We start from the raw sequence: 16,469 nt of genomic DNA, 5'->3' as shown, positions 1-16,469 counted from the left end.
CACGAGCACCGCGACTGGCGCCGCGCCTCAGGCAGTTGCGCGATTCACACTTTGAAACCCACTTCCGCAACAAACCTGCGCGCGCCGATCCATACTTGAAGCATGGAACCGCAGCGCCGCGCCCGCTGCAGCGCGACGCACGGCATGCTGGAGTCAGATATGCGCACGCTGTTTCCGCACACACGGTTCGACGCCGCCAGCATTCGGGTCTGCGTCGTCGCAGTGCTGGGCGGATGCGCGACACCGGCAGCGCCGCCGGTATACGCACCACAGCGTCAGCCGCCTGCGCAGCCGCTCAACATCGAGATCCGCGCCGTTCCGCTGGCGAACCAGACCCCGGAGCGGCAACGGCGGGATCATTACGAGTGCTACAACTGGGCTGTTGACCAGACTGGCTTTGATCCCAGTCGGCTGCCGGCAGACCCGCCGCCGCGCATGGTGCGCGTCGAACCGGTGCCGCCAGCCGGATACGACACCGCAGCGCTCGCGATTACCGGCGCAGCCATCGGTGCAATGGTTTCAAACCCGCGCAACGCGGCGGGCGGTGCTGCCGTCGGCGCGGTTATCGGCGCGATGACTGGCGCCGCGTCAGATGCCGCGCGCCAGCAGGAAGCCCGACGCATAGAGGATCGCGAGAACGCGCGCTTCGCGAGCTACGACAACCGCCTGAGCCAGCACGCTGCCGAATACCGGCGCGCCTACGCCGCGTGCATGGAAGGCCGTTCGTACGAGATCCGCTGACCGATGGTTCGCGAAACACCATGACACCAACCCAAACCAACATCCGCCGTTTCGCTCTGCTCCTGCTGGCACTGATGCCGATGGTAGGGGGCTTGGCCGTGGCCGATCATGGTCACGACCACCACTCCGGCTATTGGGGGCCGCACTATGGTTCGCCCCTCTACTACCCGCGAATCGGTCTGGAAGTCAGCGTGCTGCCGGTGCAGCCCTTTGTAGTTCCTTACGCAGGCGTGAGCTACTACTTCTCCACAGGCATCTGGTATCGCCCCTGGGGACCGCGCTTCGTCGTCGTTGCGCCGCCGATCGGCGTTTCAGTGCCGCTATTGCCGCCCAGCTATGTGGTGCGCTCGTACGGCAGCACCACCTACTACATCGCGAATGACGTCTATTACGTTGCCAACCCCTCCGGGCCCGGCTACCTCGTCACCGCCCCGCCCGATCTGCCCGCTGCCGGTGCGCGCCCAAGCGCCGCGCAAGCCTCTGACCGGCTCTACATTTACCCGCGCAAGGGCCAAACCAAAGAGCGGCAGGACGATGATCGTTTCACCTGCCATGAATGGTCGGTCGGTGAGACCGGTTTCGATCCGACGCGCCCCCAGGGCGGCAGCGAAGCCCAGTCGCGCGGCACCACCCGTGCCGATTACCGACGCGCGATGGAAGCCTGTCTTGATGGCCGCGGCTACACCGTCCGGTAAGCGCGCCTCATCCTCACCTTTTCGCGATACCTGATCGCGGCAGCGCGCACATGTCGCTCCGCCACGCCCATCCACTGGAATCAATTACGGGAGCGACCGACAGCAGCCCCAAGCTTGTGGTCTACTTCGCCCCTTTCTCCACCGCAGCGCAGCATCACTCATGCACCTTTACGCCCGCGCCTTGTCGATTGCCTTTTTGTTCGCCGCCAGTATCCGTATCGCCCACGCTTCCGATAGCGCAGCCGAATTGCCCACCCCTGCCGGCAATCGCGCCGAGCACGTCGTCCGATTGGGGGACGTCTCGCCGACGAACGGTGAACTGAAGAATCCCGACGCCAATCCCGCAGTGAAGGCATCAAACCACGGCGGCAAATCGCCTGCCGCTCGCCAGGACGACAAGGCCAAGATCGAGACAATCGTGGTCACGGGCAAGAAAGCGACCGACACCGATGCACGCCGCGACTCGACCGCCGCCAAGATGGTGTTCGGGCGCGAGGAACTCGACCGCCACGGCGACACGTCGCTCGGCGATGTGCTCAAGCGACTGCCCGGCATCACGGTTGGCGGCACCCCCGGGCGCGGCGGCGAGATCCGCATGCGCGGGCTGGGCAATGGCTACACGCTGATCCTGCTCAACGGCGAGCCGGCGCCGCGCGGGTTTTCGCTCGATTCACTGGCGCCCGAGCAGGTCGAACGCATCGAGGTCATGCGTGCGCCCGTCGCCGAGCACAGCGCACGCGCCATCGCCGGCACGATCAACATCGTGCTGCGCGAAGACTTCGTGAAGAAGCTCAGCGACGTGCGACCGACCCTCGCGTGGGAGAACGGCCATTTCCAGCCTTCGATCTCGATGCAGCACAACGACACATCGGGCAACCTCAGCTACGGCATCAACGCCAACGTCTATCAACGCGATCAAGGCAATGAATCGACGACGCTGACAACCGTCAGCAACCGGGCTACAGGCGCGCCGACGCTGCGGCAAATCGAAACCACGCATAGCGACACCACCGGCGAGGGCGTGCATCTGAGCGCCCGGCTGAACTGGAAACTCGAAGGCGGCGACAACCTCTTCGTGCAGCCCTTTCTGATGCATTCTGTCAGCACGAACCACGGCGACAGCCACCTCGCGCAAACGCTGGGTGCGGCACCGCCGCCCTACGCCGATGCAAGCTGGCAGACACAATCGAACAACACCATGCTGCGGGTGATGGGCAACTGGCGGCATAAACTCGACAGTGCCAGCCGGCTCGAACTGCGCGCCAACGGCGGCATCGCGAGCAATACCAGCGACACCGCCCGCAAGGAGTTCGACGCCACTGGCACGCAGATCCACGACAACTGGAACAGCATCGGCATCCGGGATTCGTCGCTGAGTGCGGCCGGCAAGTATTCACGCTTCCTCGGCGACGGCCACAGCCTGTCGGCGGGCCTCGAACTGGAGGGCGGCCGCCGTGACGAATCGGCTAGGACGATTCAGGATGGCGTACCGCAACTGGCGCAATACGGCGACTCGGTACAGGCCCGCACGACCCGATGGGCCGGCTACGCGCAGGACGAATGGGAGATTTCCCCGCTATGGTCAATGTACGCCGGCCTGCGCTGGGAAGCCCTAAAGACGCACAGCCAATGGCTCTCGGGCACGGCCGACAACAGCGCGTCGGTGCTGAGCCCGCTCTTCCACAGCGTCTGGAAGTTCAGTGAAGAGAGCAAGGACCAGGCGCGTCTGGGCATCACCCGCAGCTTCAAGTCGCCAACCCTCGCGCAGCTCGTCCCCCGCCCCACCCTCGCATCCGGTTACCCTGCCGGCGGGCCGAACACGCCCACCAACCCCGACTCCGCCGGTAACCCGAATCTGGAGCCCGAACTCGCCTGGGGACTCGACCTTGCTTTCGAGCATTACCTCGATAACGGCGGCCTGTTCAGCGTCAGCGCCTTCCAACGCAATATCGACAAGCTGATCCGCAACGTCACTTCGCTGCAGAGCGTCGACTGGTCGCCGGTACCACGCTGGGTCAGCACGCCGCAGAACATTGGCAAGGCGGTGACCCGCGGGATCGAACTGGAAGCCAAGTTCCGCCTCTCGGAACTGTTTGCGGAGGCGCCGCCCCTGGATGTTCGCGCCAACCTGAGCCGTTTCTGGTCCAGCGTCGAAAGCGTGCCGGGCCCGAACAACCGCCTCGATCAGCAACCCAAGAGCACCGCCAACGTAGGCCTCGATTACCGCTTCCGCAGCGTGCCGCTCACCGTCGGCGGCAACATGAACTGGACACCCTCCTACACCGTGCAGCAGACCGAAACGCAGACCTATGACCAGGGGCTCAAGCGCGTCTACGACGTGTACGGCCTGTGGCGCTTCAACCCGGATCTCCAGTTGCGGCTCTCCGCATCGAACCTGTTGCAAGCGGACTACCTGACGGCCACCGGTTTCACCACCTCGACCGAACTGCACCAGGAACAGAGCATCGCGCGCACATTCGCCAACTACTCCGCGCGGCTGGAAGTCCACTTCTGAACGAAGCACGCACTTGATTTAAGCGCTGGCAGGAAGGCGCGCGTCTTGCGATCATCTCGGTCGATACACTCCGACCATCAAGGAGATCGCCCCATGCTCACGCCTCAACCTGGCATCCTCTCGCCCTTGCCCAAAGCCGCCCGGTTCCTGAGTCTGGTCGCGCGGCCGGGCGCCGAGCTTGGTGACGCGCTGCGTGCGCTCGCTCGCCATGTCGATGGAGAGCGGATCGTGCTTGGCGTCGGCGCACCGCTGGCCGCAGCGCTTGGCCGTTCGATCGACGGTCTGCACGCGATGCCTGCGATTGCCGGCGCGCGTGTCGACATCCCCTCGACGCCGGCTGACCTGTGGCTGTGGTTGCGCGGAGAAGACCGCGGCGAACTGATGCTGCGCGGCCGCACGCTCGAACAACTGCTCGCTCCCGCCTTCGCGCTTGCCCATGTCGCGGATGCCTTCGTGCATGGATCAGGGCGCGATCTCACCGGTTATGAGGATGGCACCGAGAATCCGCAGGACGATGCGGCGGTCAGCGCAGCGATCGTCGCGAAATCGGCCGGCGCGCTGGCGGGGTCCAGCTTCGTCGCGGTGCAGCAGTGGTTGCACGATTTCTCCGCTTTCGAGGCGATGCGGCCGCGCCAGCAGGATCTCGCCATCGGGCGTGAACGCGAGAGCAACGAGGAGATCGACGATGCGCCGCCGTCGGCGCATGTAAAACGCACCGCACAGGAATCCTTCGCTCCGGAGGCCTTCGTGCTGCGTCGTTCGATGCCCTGGATCGAAGGCGAACGCGCGGGTCTGCACTTCGTCGCCTTCGGCGCCTCGTTCGGCGCGTTCGAAGCGCAGCTGCGACGCATGAGCGGCGCCGAGGATGGCGTTGTCGACGCCCTCTTCTCATTCACCCGGCCAGTCACCGGCGCCTACTTCTGGTGCCCGCCGATGCGTGAGGGCCGCATCGAGCTCACTGCGCTCGGGCTCTGAAACGCCGGCTGGCACGCCACAAGGGATGCAGGGGGCACGGGGCAACTGTCCCCTGCCCGCAACAGGTGGTGTCTCGCGCGTCAGCGTCCATCGCCCTGCTTGATCTGAGTCGGAATCGCTCCGCCCAGCCCGTGTTACGAAGGGCTTGAACCCTTCGCGATCCGACCATGCGTCTGCCCAACCCGATCCACGCGCTGGTTCGTCGCCGCAAACACAAGCATCACACAACGTTGGCGGTGGCCCATGCGCTGTCGCGCACCTCCCTGCGGCTCTCCGCGAAGGCCGTATGGGGCGGCGGCGCGCTGCTCGGGGTAATGCTGATCGGCACCCTCGGCTTCCATGCGATCAGCGGGCCGGAACACAGCTGGCTCGACGCGGTGTACATGACCTTCATCATCGTGTCGACGATCGGGTTCGGCGAGATCATCGACTTGAGCCACAGCCCGGGCGGGCGTGTCTTCGCGATGGCCATCGGGGTCGCCGGGCTGGCCACGATCTGGTTCCTGTTTTCCACCCTGACCGTCTTCCTGCTGGAAGTGGACCTCAACGCAGCACTGAGGAGAAAACGCATGCAACGCACGATCGGCAACATGAGCAACCATTACATCGTGTGCGGTTTCGGACGGGTCGGTCAGAACGTGGCGGCCGAGCTTGAAATGACCGGCCGGGCCTTCGCCGCCATCGACCAGGATCTGCACACGCTGGAAGAACGCAAGGAACGCGACGACACCCTGCTCTACCTGCATGGCGATGCGTCGGACGACGATGTGTTGGTCGCAGCGCAGCTCGAACGCGCCAAGGGCATCTTCGCGGTGACCGGGGACGACAGTCTCAACCTGATGATCACGGTGACTGCGAGGCAGATCAACCCGCGCATCCGCATCGTGGCGCGCTGCCACGAGCCGCGCAACATCGCCAAACTGAAGAAGGCCGGCGCGAACGAAGTCGTGTCGCCAGACTTCACCGGCGGCGTGCGCATCGTTGCCGCGATGATCCGGCCACACGTGGTGTCTTTCCTCGACGAAATGCTGCGCTCGGAACACCGCTTGCGCGTCGAGGAAGTGAAGGTGCCGGAGCAGTTTGAACCGCGCCCGCTGGAGCGCCTGCGCACCCGCAGCCCGCACTACGTGCTGCTCGCGATCCGCGGCCAGAACGACTGGCTCTTCAACCCGCAGGACGACGCGGTGCTGATGCCAGAGGACACGCTGATCGCGATGTGCACGCCCTCCGGTCGCCGCGAACTGGAAGACCTGCTATTGCAGCAACCGCCGCTGTCCTGAATGGCTGCGGCGATCGCTGGTCAGGCGTCGCTCAGTACGCCGTCCTTCAGTTGCAGGCGGCGATCGGCGCGCGCGGCCAGCCCCGGATCATGGGTAACGATGACCACTGCGGTGCCGATGCGCTGGCGCAGCGCGAGCATCACGTCAAACACGGTCTCTGCGGTGTGGCGATCCAGGTTGCCCGTCGGCTCATCGGCCAGCAGGCAGGCAGGCTCGGTCACCAGCGCACGCGCGATCGCGGCGCGCTGACGCTCGCCGCCTGACAATTCGCCCGGCGAATGGGTCAGCCGGTGCCCAAGACCAACCGATTCGAGCAGCGCCGCGGCCTTCTCCAGTGCTTGAGCGCGCGGCATGCGGCGGATCAGCAAGGGCATGGCCACGTTCTCCTGCGCGGAGAATTCCGGCAACAGGTGGTGGAACTGGTAAACGAAGCCGAGCGAGGCATTGCGCAGGTGACCGCGTTCGGATTCAGACAGGGTCGAGAAGTCACGGCCAAGCAGGCGCACGGCCCCCGATGTCGGACGATCGAGTCCGCCAAGCAGATGCAGCAGCGTGCTCTTGCCGGAACCCGATGCGCCGACGATCGCCACGCTTTCGCCACGCGCCACGCTCAGCGCGACGCCATCGAGCACCACGACCGCGCCGGGGCCGTCGCCGTACTGGCGCCCAAGCCCCGTACAGGCGAGCACTTCCTGATCACTCATAGCGCAGCGCCTCCGCAGGATTGGTCCGCGCCGCACGCCAGCTCGGGTACAGCGTCGCAAACAGCGTGACCGAGAAGGCCAGCACGGTAATCGTGATCACATCGCTCCACAGCAATTGCGAGGGCAACTCGGAAATGAAATAGACATCCTTGGCGAGGAACTGCACGCCGAAGGCATGCTCGATGGCCGGCACCACCACACCCACGTTGAGCGCCAGCAGCACGCCGCCGGTGACGCCGATGCCCAGCCCGATCAAGCCCATGATTGCGCCCTGGATGACGAAGATCGTCATGATCGACTTGGGTGACGCGCCGAGCGTGCGCAGGATCGCAATATCCGCCTGCTTGTCCTGCACCGCCATGACCAGCGTCGAGACGATATTGAACGCCGCCACTGCAACGATCAGCGAGAGGATGATGAACATCACGTTCTTCTCGATCTGCACCGCGCGGAAGAAGTTGGCATGGCTGCGCGTCCAGTCCGACACGCCGATGCTCGGATCAAGCTTGCTCAGCAGGCCGCGCGCCACGGCCGGCGCGGCATACAGGTCATTGAGCGCGAGCCGGACGCCGGAAACGCCTTCGCCCATCCGGTAAAGCGTCTGCGCATCTTGCATGTGGATCAGCGCAAGCCCGACGTCGTACTCGTACATGCCGACCTCGAACACGCCGACCACCGTGAACTGCTTGAGCCGCGGCAGGATCGCGGCCGGCGTCACCAGCCCGGTCGGCGCAATCAGCGTCACCTTCTCGCCGGGCATCACGCCCATTGCCTTGGCCAGTTCCGCGCCGAGGATGATGCCGAACTCGCCGGGTTTCAGATCGGTCAGCTTCCCGGCCTTCATGTTCTTGGCAAAGTCCGCGACGCGGTCTTCCGCGTCAGGCAGCACGCCACGTACCAGCGTGCCGCGTACCGATTCCCCCAGCGACAGCATGCCCTGCTGCTGTACGAAGGGCGCAACCGCCTTGACACCGGGGTAAGCCGCCGCGATCTTCGCCGCCTCTTGCCAGTTCTGCAGGTCACCCTCGTAGGCGACGACCTGCGCATGTGCAGCGACGCCCAGGATGCGGGTACGCAACTCGCGCTGGAAGCCGTTCATCACCGACAGCACCACGATCAGCGCCGCAACACCGAGCGCGATGCCGAGCATCGATACCATCGAGATGAAAGAGATGAAACTGTTGCGGCCCGCTGCGCGGCGCCGGGCCCGCACATAGCGCAGCCCGATCAGGAGTTCGTAGTTCATCGGCACCGGTCAGCTCATACCCGCCGCATGCATTACGCGCGGGAATTGGCAAGGTTGATTCAAGCGCAAGGCCTCCGCCCAAACGGGCGAAGGCCTTACTTCGACGCATGTTACACTCGGCCGTCCGCCCCGCGGGAAGTCCTTGATCTGAATGAGCTTATGCACGCCACAATCGTCCTGCCCGGACTCCGTTACGAAGCGCCCGACGCCATCTCGGCGCTGCGCAGCATTTCGCTCCCCGGACTTTCATGGCTGGTCGGCCATTCGCGCCTGAGTACCGGCACGACCAGCACCAGCACCCGCGCATTCGCCAGCACCTTCGGTATGCAGAAGGCGGGCACAGCCGTGTTACGTCGTGCTGGCGAGGCAGGCCTGCCGCTGCCGCAAGCCGGCGAAATCTGGCTGTGTGCCGACCCGGTCGGCCTGCATTTCGCACGCGACCAGATGATCCTGACCGACCCGCGCACACTCGCCCTGTCGCAGGACGAAACCGTCGCCCTCGGTAGCGCGCTGCGTGTGGCCCTGAAAGACGTCGGTGACTTCACCCTGGTCACGCCCGAACGCGGCTATCTGAAGCTGCGTGAGCCGGCACAGGTAAGGTTCAGTGACCTGCTCGACGTCGCTGGCCGCCCGGTAGCGCTGTTCCTGCCGGAAGGCGATGACACGAAACGCTGGGGCCGCATCGTGAACGAGGTGCAGGTTTCACTGCACGATCACCCGGTCAATCGCGCACGCGAAAACACGGGCAGCCGTCTCGTCAACAGCCTCTGGTTCTGGGGCGAAGGCCCGCTCGAAGGCGAGGCGAAGAGCACTGCAGCCCGCGTGTTCAGCGACAACCCTGTCGGATCGGGCCTTGCACGCCTCGCCGGCAAGGACGCCGCGCCGCTGACCGAATTCGCGACGACGCCGGCTGACGGCGACAGCCTCTTGCTGATCGATGCACTGGATGCGCCTGCGCGCTTCCGCGATACCACACGCTGGCTCGACGCCCTGATCGTGCTCGAAGCCCAGCTTTTCGCCCCGCTCGCGGCTCAGATGCAGCGCCGCGAAATCAAACAGGCACGGATCACCGCGCCGGGCGAGCGCAGCGGCATCGAACTGGCGGTCGCTACGCCCTCGTGGGCATTCTGGCTCAAGCCGAAGTCGCCAGAGTTACTGCTCGCGCCCCTGCCCAACGCATCCTGATGCAGCTGAACCATCGCCAATGCCCTGAGACGCCGGTGCGTCGGCTCACTGACGCCGGGCTGCCACCCTTGCTTGCGCGGCTTTACGCCGCGCGTGGCGTGTCGCGCAAGGAAGAACTCGATTACGCCCTGAGCGCCCTGCTGCCGCCCGAGGGGCTGAAGGGCATTCAGGCGGCGGCGACCCTGCTTGCCGACACGCTCGCCGCAAAGGCGCCGATGCTCATCGTGGCGGACTACGACTGCGACGGGGCGACCGCCTGTGCAGTCGGTATCCGCGCCCTGCGCGCCTTTGGCGGTACGGTGGATTACCTGGTGCCGAACCGATTCAAGTTCGGCTACGGGCTCACGCCGGCAATCGTCGCACTCGCGGCCGAACGCAAGCCAGCCTTGCTGATCACGGTCGATAACGGCATCGCCAGCGTCGAGGGCGTTGCTGCCGCGCGCGCGGCCGGCATCACGACCCTGATCACCGACCACCACCTGCCTGGCGACACCCTGCCCGACGCCGACGTGATCGTGAATCCGAATCAGCCCGGCTGCAGCTTCGCCAGCAAGAACATTGCCGGCGTCGGCGTCATGTTCTACACGATGCTGGCCCTGCGTGCCGAATTGCGCCAGCGCAACTGGTTCGCCGACCGCGAAGAACCCAAGCTGGCCGACCTGCTCGATCTGGTTGCTCTCGGCACGGTGGCGGATGTGGTCAAGCTCGATCAGAACAACCGCATCCTGGTGCATCAAGGGCTCTCGCGCATGCGGGCCGGCAAGATGCAGCCCGGTGTGCGGGCGCTCTTCGCGGCCGCATCGCGCGACCCGATGAAGGCGAGCACCTTCGATCTGGGTTTCGGCCTCGGCCCGCGCCTCAATGCCGCCGGGCGCCTCGCCGACATGTCGCTCGGCATCGAATGCCTGATTACGGACGATCCGGTGCGCGCGCTCCACCTTGCGCGCGAACTCGATCGCATGAATCAGGAACGCCGCAGCATCGAGGAAGACATGCAGGCGAGCGCCGAGGTGATGCTCGACGCGCTCGGCGACACGGCCGCCCATGGCGTCGCGCTGTTCGATCCGGACTGGCACCAGGGGGTGGTCGGCATCGTCGCTGGCCGCGTCAAGGAACGCCTGCACCGACCGGTGATCGCCTTCGCACGCAGTGATGACGGGCAAATCAAGGGATCAGGCCGTTCCGTCGCCGGTGTGCATCTGCGCGATGCACTCGATCTGCTCAGCAAGCGTCAGCCCGATCTGATCCTCACCTTCGGCGGCCACGCGATGGCTGCCGGCGTGCTGATCCGCGAAGCCGATTTCGCACGTTTCGCCGCCGGCTTCGATGCGGTTGTGCAGGCGCTGGCCGACGACGGCGCACTCAACCCCAGTCTGGAAACCGACGGCGCGTTGTCGCCGCACGAAATGTCGCTCGAAGCGGCGCGGTTGATCGAGCGCGAAATCTGGGGCCAGGGGTTCCCGGCGCCGCTGTTCGCAGACGCCTTCGAAGTCGAGTCACAACGACTTCTCAAGGACGCGCATGTGAAACTCACGCTGCGGCGCGGCAGCGAACGCTACGAAGCGATCCGTTTCCGCCACGCCGACCCCGCGCCGGATCGCCTGCGTGCCGCCTTCCGCCTTGCCACCAACGAGTACAAGGGAAATGCATCGCTGCAGTTGCTGATCGAACACTGGGAAGCGGTGTAGCGATCAGGCGCGGTGAGCGATCACACAGGGACGGGAACGCCCCATTCCCTGCGCCCTGCTTTTCAATCACGCGATCGTGAACATCTTTGCGAAGTTCGCGATCTCCAGCACCTGCTGCACACTGCCCTTGACGCCAGTGAGCGTGACGACCTTGTTCGCCTGTTTCGCCTTGTCACGCAGCAGCAGAAGCATGCCCAGCGCGGAGCTGTCGAGATAGCTCACGTCGGCCAGGTCCACGGTGAAGCCGCTGACCCCTTGCAGACCGACGAGCTTGTCGAGCCCCTCGCGAAACTCGCGGTGGGCATTGAAATCAAAGCGGCCGGAAAGTTTCAGCAGGCCCTTGCCATCGTTCGTCGTCACGCTTGCGTCCATTTGATGCTCCTTCGTGTCGTTGTCCTGCTCATGCGCCGCGCCGCGCGGGCTGCTTGAGTCGCGCCACCACCCGCTGCGCGACCTCGTTCAAGGGGGCTACCTCATCCACTGCGCCAATCTGTGCCGCCTCGCGTGGCATGCCATAGACGACGCAGCTTTCCTGATCCTGGCCGATGTTCCAGCAGCCGGCCTGCTTCATCGCCAGCATGCCTTGTGCGCCGTCCTTGCCCATGCCGGTAAGGATCACGCCGACGCCGCTACTGCCGACATGGCGCGCAGCCGAATGGAACAGCACATCGACCGACGGCCGGTGGCGATTCACCGGATCCGCCTTCGACAATTCGCAGACGTAGAGCCCGCCGCTTTTCTTCACCAGCAGATGCGAATGCCCCGGGGCCAGATACGCGGTACCCGGCAGCACCTTTTCGCCGTCCTCCGCTTCCTTGACATGGATCTTGCAGAGGCCGTCCAGCCGCTTGGCGAACGAGCCGGTGAACATTTCGGGCATGTGCTGCACGATCAGGATGCCGGGCATCTGCTCCGGGAATCGCGTCAGCACCTCCTTGATGGCTTCGGTGCCGCCTGTGGATGCGCCAATCAGCACCAGGCGGTCACGCAGCACCGCGGCGTCGATGGGCGGCCCGCTGACTGCGCTGCCGGCACCCGTCGCCGCGCCAGGTGTCGGGGCGGCGGCCGCGAATTTGCTTGGTGAGCGCAAGCGCGCCAGATGCGCTGCGCGGATCTTGTCGCAGATCTCATCCGAATAAACCTTGATGCCTTGCGCAGAATTGAGCTTGGGTTTGGTGACGAAGTCGACCGCACCCAGTTCAAGCGCACGGAAAGTCACATCGGAGCCGCGTTCAGTCAGGGTCGAAATCATGATCACCGGCGTCGGACGCAGTCGCATCAGTTTGTCGAGGAACTCAAGCCCGTCCATCTTGGGCATCTCGATGTCCAGCGTGAGGACATCGGGATTGAGTTGTTTGATCATTTCGCGCGCGACGATCGGATCGGTCGCCGTGCCCACCACTTCCATGTCGTCAGCCTGGTTGATGATCTCGGACAACACCGATCGCATCACCGCCGAATCGTCCACCACGAGTACGCGAATGGCCATGATCGTCTCGCCTTAGTCGAACAGCTCGACATCGCCGCTGTGACGCGGCGCATGCGTGAGGCGCTCGCGGTACGCGCGCTCACGGTCGATGAGGGTTTCGTTACGCAGATCCACCAGCTTCTTCACCATCACCCGGCCACTGACCGGAAAGAAATAGACCTTGCGCGGATACACATCCAGCAGATCCTGCGCGACGACAGGAATGCGCTCGAGCTTGAGATAGTCCAGCACGAAGGCCGCGTTTCGGTCGCCCACGTTGGATCCGGTCAGCGCCGCCATCACCCGCCCGCCGCCAAACACCTTGGCTTCCAGGCTGGTACGGCGCGCGCCCATGCCGAGCAGCCGGTTGATCAGCACTTCCATTGCAAACGCCCCGTAGCGTGCGGATTCCGACACGACACCGCGCTCGCCGCCATCGGGCAGCATGAAGTGGTTGAGCCCGCCGATACGCTTGTCGCGATCGCGGATGCAGGCTGCCACGCACGAACCAAGCACGGTGACGATTGCCATGTCGCGAGTCGTCGCGTAGTACTCCCCCGGCAGCACCTTGACCGCGTCGCACTCGAAGTTGCGGTCAAAGTAGGTGTTGTCCGCAAGGTGCGCATCGAGCGGATCAAAGTCAGCTCCGTTGGTCAGCGCGGGCATACACCGTTCTCCCCAGGGAGCGGAAGAGGTCGGCCGCATGCATGAAGTTTTCCGAATGGCCGGCGTACATGAAGCCTTCCGGTTTCAGCAAGGGCACGAAGCGATGCAGGATCTTGTACTGCGTCGGCTTGTCGAAATAGATCATCACGTTGCGGCAGAAAATCGCGTCGAACGGCCCCTGAACAGGCCAGTTCGGTTCGAGCAGATTCAGGCGACGAAAACTCAGCAGGCGCTGGAGTTCCGGCCGCACGCGCACCTTGCCGGCCTGCTCGCCGGTGCCTTTCAGGAAGAACTTCTGCAAGCGCTCCCGTTCAAGGCGCTCGACCCGGTCCATGCCGTACATGCCCTGTTCGCCATGCTTGAGGACATTGGTATCGAGATCGGTCGCAATGATCTGCACCGGTGGCGTCAGCGAGTTGTAGGCCTCGCAAGCAGTAATCGCAAGTGAGTATGGCTCTTCGCCCGTCGACGCTGCGCAGCACCAGATCTTGAAGACCTGCTTGGGCGGCATCGCCCGCATCTGCTTGGCCAGCGTGTCGAAGTGGTGGGCCTCGCGGAAGAACGAGGTGAGATTGGTCGTCAGCGCGTTGACGAATTCCTCCCATTCCTTCGTATCGTTGTTGCGTTCGAGCGCATCGAGATATTCAGTGAAGCTGCGCATGCTCTTGGCCCGCAAACGTCGCGCCAAGCGGCTGTACACCATGTCCTGCTTGATCGGCGACAGCGCGATGCCGGCGTGCTTGTAGATCAGACCACGCACCCGCTCGAAGTCGGCCGAGGTGAAGGCAAACTCGCGCCCCGATACGTCGATCTTGCCAAGCGTCTCGACAATCTTCGCGCGCTGCACGGCACCCGGTGGAACAGTGCCGGTCGGCGTGAGTGGCCGTGTGGCCGCGAGGCCGGGTCGGGGCGTCGCGCCAAGTGGCGTCGTGCGCGGCGCCGTCAACGGCGGGCGGGGCGGAACTCGTGAATCCGGTTTGTCACTCATCAGTGATGCTTTCCTGCGCTCATGCAAATGCCCTCAACGCCTGCCGCGCCCGTGGGACGGATGACTCCCGGCCGGCGTAAGCCGGAAAGTGGAAACCGCTGCGCTCAACGATTGCGCCTGGTCTTCAAGGCTCTCCGCCGCAGCCGCGGCCTGCTCGACCAGTGCGGCGTTCTGCTGGGTAACCTCATCCATCTGGGTAACCGCAGAGGCCACCTGCTCTATGCCCTCGGCCTGTTCGCGGCTGGAACCGGCGATCTCGTTCACAAGCCGGGTGAGCTGGCGGAAGTTGGTCACCATCTCTTCGATCGTCGAACCGGCATCGCGCACCTGCTGCACACCGCCGCGCACCTTGAGTTCGCTCTCTTCGATCAGGCCCTTGATTTCCTTGGCCGCCTGCGCGCTGCGGTGGGCCAGATTGCGCACTTCCGAGGCCACTACGGCGAAGCCGCGGCCCTGCTCGCCTGCCCGCGCCGCCTCCACTGCGGCATTGAGCGCGAGAATGTTGGTCTGGAAGGCGATCGAATCGATCACGCCAATGATGTCGCCGATCTTCGCCGCGCTCTTCTGGATCGCGTCCATCGTGCCCACCACCTGCCGCACCATCTCACCGCCGCGCTGCGACACCGCATCGGACTGTTTTGCGAGCGCACTGGCATCGGCTGCCGTCTGCGCGTTGTTGCGCACCGTCGAGTTCAGCTCTTCCATGCTCGCCGCGGTCTCTTCCAGACTCGAAGCCTGCTCTTCGGTGCGCGACGACAGGTCGGCGTTGCCGGCAGCGATTTCCTTAGCGGCGGTATTCACCGCGTCGGTCGCTTGCTGGATCGTGCCCATCAGTTCGCGCAGCCGCGCCACCGTCAGGTTGGCGTCGTCACGCAGCTGGCCGAATACGCCCCGGTAGTCGCCCTCCATGCTGCGGGTCAGGTCGCCCTGCGAAATCGCCTGCAGGATCGACGCCAGCGCCGCCAGACCGCCAGAGGTCACGTCCACCATCCGGTTCAGATCTTCGGAGAGTTTCAGGCTGAAGCCGCTCTTGTCGGCCAGATCGATGCGGTGGTCGAAGTTGCCGTTGGCTACGCCCTCCACCATGCACGCCACTTCGCCCTCGATCGCCAGTTCCGCAGTGCGGTCAAGCCATTCCACCGCGGTGCCCAGGCGAGCGCCGCGCTCATCCACCACCGGGTTGACGGTCAGCACAAAGGTTCGCGCGCCGATCTTCACCATGGCCTTGTGCGTGCCGTTCAGGCGCGCCAGCAATTGCTGCTGGTGGGCCGGATTCTTGTGGAAGACGTCGATCGAAGTGCCGATCAGTTTGCTCACGTCGAAACTGCCGAAGGTCTTGCGCAAATCGTCGATCGCGTCGTTGAAGGTGCGCTCCAGCGACTTGTTCATGTAGATGATGCGGTTGTCGCGGTCGGCAATCATCACGTTGGTGGCAACGTTATCCAGCCCGGTCTTCACCCGCAGGCTCTCCACCACCAGGCGGTCAGTCTCGGCCATGTCGAAGCCGTGCCGGATCAGCATGGATTCCACCGACTGCACCAGGCGGCCGATCTCGTCATTGCGCGCCACGTCCAGTTGATCCTTGAGATTGCCCTGCGCCACCCGCTGTACCGTGCGCGCTGCGGCCGCCAGCCGGTCGTTGAGCTGGCGCGACACCGAGTGTGCAATCAAGGCCAGCAGTATTGCCGCCCCGCCCAGCGACCCCATCACCTCGGGCGCCCATGTGCCACCACCCGCTCGCCACACCGCAAACACAGACAGCGCAGCAATCGCGGCACTGGCCACCCACACTTTGGTCACCAGCGGCACATCAGCCCAGTTCGCGAGCCAGGTGGATACGCCATTGCCCACAACCTGGCCGACACGTACCGACGCCGTCGCGCGCTTTTCGCGCACCTGGGCATAGAACGCCTCTGCCGCCGCGATCTGCTCTGCCTTGGCCTTGCGGCGCACCGACATGTATCCGGCGATCTGGTCGCCCTCGAAAATCGGCGTGGCATGCGCTTCGACCCAGTAGTGATCGCCGTTCTTGCAGCGATTCTTCACCAGACCGATCCAGGGACGACCCGCCTTCAGGCACTTCCACATATCCTCGAAGGCCTCTGGCGGCATGTCAGGGTGGCGCACGATGTTGTGCGGCTGCCCCATCAGCTCCGCCTCGGTGAAGCCACTCACATCGAGAAAGTCGCGGTTGATATAGGTGATCCGACCTTTGGTGTCGGTCTTCGACACGATCATGATGCGATCGTCGAGCACGTATTCGCGATTCGTTACCGGTGCGTTGATGCGCATGACGGCTGTTCCCCCTTTACCGCTTT

General features: G+C 64.6%; 14 protein-coding genes. 7 read left to right on the top strand and 7 right to left on the bottom strand.

Annotation, left to right across the window (positions count from 1 at the left end; translation table 11 throughout):
- Positions 1–102: 102 nt before the first annotated feature.
- The 5 genes from GGR36_RS02755 (at position 103) to GGR36_RS02735 (ending at position 6,206) form a co-directional block, all read left to right on the top strand.
- Positions 103–741 carry a glycine zipper family protein gene (locus GGR36_RS02755; RefSeq protein WP_183631608.1) on the top strand — a complete coding sequence of 213 codons (639 nt, stop codon included), beginning with the start codon at positions 103–105 and terminating at the stop codon, positions 739–741.
- Between the two features lie 20 nt (positions 742–761).
- A complete protein-coding gene (locus GGR36_RS02750) occupies positions 762–1,436 on the top strand; it encodes a DUF6515 family protein (protein ID WP_183631606.1) in 675 nt (224 codons plus the stop codon).
- Positions 1,437–1,596: 160 nt separating this feature from the next.
- Positions 1,597–3,951 carry a TonB-dependent receptor plug domain-containing protein gene (locus tag GGR36_RS02745; RefSeq protein WP_183631604.1) on the top strand — a complete coding sequence of 785 codons (2,355 nt, stop codon included), beginning with the start codon at positions 1,597–1,599 and terminating at the stop codon, positions 3,949–3,951.
- 93 nt (positions 3,952–4,044) lie between these two features.
- Positions 4,045–4,926, top strand: coding sequence for a Dyp-type peroxidase (locus GGR36_RS02740; protein ID WP_183631602.1), 882 nt, complete (start codon positions 4,045–4,047; stop codon positions 4,924–4,926).
- 167 nt (positions 4,927–5,093) lie between these two features.
- Positions 5,094–6,206, top strand: a complete 1,113-nt coding sequence (locus GGR36_RS02735; protein ID WP_183631600.1) for a potassium channel family protein — start codon at positions 5,094–5,096, stop codon at positions 6,204–6,206.
- A 20-nt stretch (positions 6,207–6,226) separates the two neighbouring features.
- Here GGR36_RS02735 and lolD read toward each other — a convergent pair whose 3' ends face one another.
- Together lolD and GGR36_RS02725 are read right to left on the bottom strand one after the other, a co-directional pair.
- Positions 6,227–6,910 carry a lipoprotein-releasing ABC transporter ATP-binding protein LolD gene (lolD, locus tag GGR36_RS02730; protein WP_183631598.1) on the bottom strand — a complete coding sequence of 228 codons (684 nt, stop codon included), beginning with the start codon at positions 6,908–6,910 and terminating at the stop codon, positions 6,227–6,229.
- Positions 6,903–8,156, bottom strand: a complete 1,254-nt coding sequence (locus GGR36_RS02725; protein WP_183631596.1) for a lipoprotein-releasing ABC transporter permease subunit — start codon at positions 8,154–8,156, stop codon at positions 6,903–6,905. The genes lolD and GGR36_RS02725 overlap by 8 nt, the downstream gene beginning before the upstream one ends.
- Before the next feature lie 159 nt (positions 8,157–8,315).
- Here GGR36_RS02725 and GGR36_RS02720 point away from each other — a divergent pair, with 159 nt between their 5' ends.
- Both GGR36_RS02720 and recJ read left to right on the top strand, forming a co-directional pair.
- Complete coding sequence (locus GGR36_RS02720; RefSeq protein ID WP_183631594.1) at positions 8,316–9,341, top strand: hypothetical protein; 1,026 nt, start codon at positions 8,316–8,318, stop codon at positions 9,339–9,341.
- Positions 9,338–11,029: a single-stranded-DNA-specific exonuclease RecJ gene (recJ, locus tag GGR36_RS02715; protein ID WP_420847486.1), complete on the top strand. Its 1,692-nt coding sequence runs from the start codon at positions 9,338–9,340 to the stop codon at positions 11,027–11,029. Before GGR36_RS02720 ends, recJ begins: the two co-directional genes overlap by 4 nt.
- Before the next feature lie 66 nt (positions 11,030–11,095).
- Here the strand turns inward: recJ and GGR36_RS02710 are convergent, their stop codons facing one another.
- The 5 genes from GGR36_RS02710 to GGR36_RS22070 are packed head-to-tail and all read right to left on the bottom strand — an operon-like array spanning position 11,096 to position 16,443.
- On the bottom strand, positions 11,096–11,401 hold the full coding sequence (locus GGR36_RS02710; RefSeq protein WP_183631590.1) for an STAS domain-containing protein: 306 nt from the start codon (positions 11,399–11,401) through the stop codon (positions 11,096–11,098).
- A 28-nt stretch (positions 11,402–11,429) separates the two neighbouring features.
- Positions 11,430–12,518 carry a protein-glutamate methylesterase/protein-glutamine glutaminase gene (locus tag GGR36_RS02705; RefSeq protein WP_221229479.1) on the bottom strand — a complete coding sequence of 363 codons (1,089 nt, stop codon included), beginning with the start codon at positions 12,516–12,518 and terminating at the stop codon, positions 11,430–11,432.
- A gap of 12 nt (positions 12,519–12,530) precedes the next feature.
- Positions 12,531–13,163, bottom strand: coding sequence for a chemoreceptor glutamine deamidase CheD (cheD, locus tag GGR36_RS02700; RefSeq protein ID WP_183631589.1), 633 nt, complete (start codon positions 13,161–13,163; stop codon positions 12,531–12,533).
- A complete protein-coding gene (locus GGR36_RS02695; protein WP_183631588.1) occupies positions 13,138–14,151 on the bottom strand; it encodes a CheR family methyltransferase in 1,014 nt (337 codons plus the stop codon). The genes cheD and GGR36_RS02695 overlap by 26 nt, the downstream gene beginning before the upstream one ends.
- Positions 14,152–14,184: 33 nt before the next feature.
- The gene (locus GGR36_RS22070) at positions 14,185–16,443 is read right to left on the bottom strand and encodes a methyl-accepting chemotaxis protein (RefSeq protein ID WP_183631586.1); all 2,259 of its coding nucleotides are present in this window, start codon (positions 16,441–16,443) and stop codon (positions 14,185–14,187) included.
- Positions 16,444–16,469: the final 26 nt, after the last annotated feature.

The organism is Niveibacterium umoris (assembly GCF_014197015.1).
GTDB classification, from domain to species: domain Bacteria; phylum Pseudomonadota; class Gammaproteobacteria; order Burkholderiales; family Rhodocyclaceae; genus Niveibacterium; species Niveibacterium umoris.
Note: the sequence above shows the minus strand (reverse complement) of the source record. Positions and strands in the feature narration are given on the sequence as shown.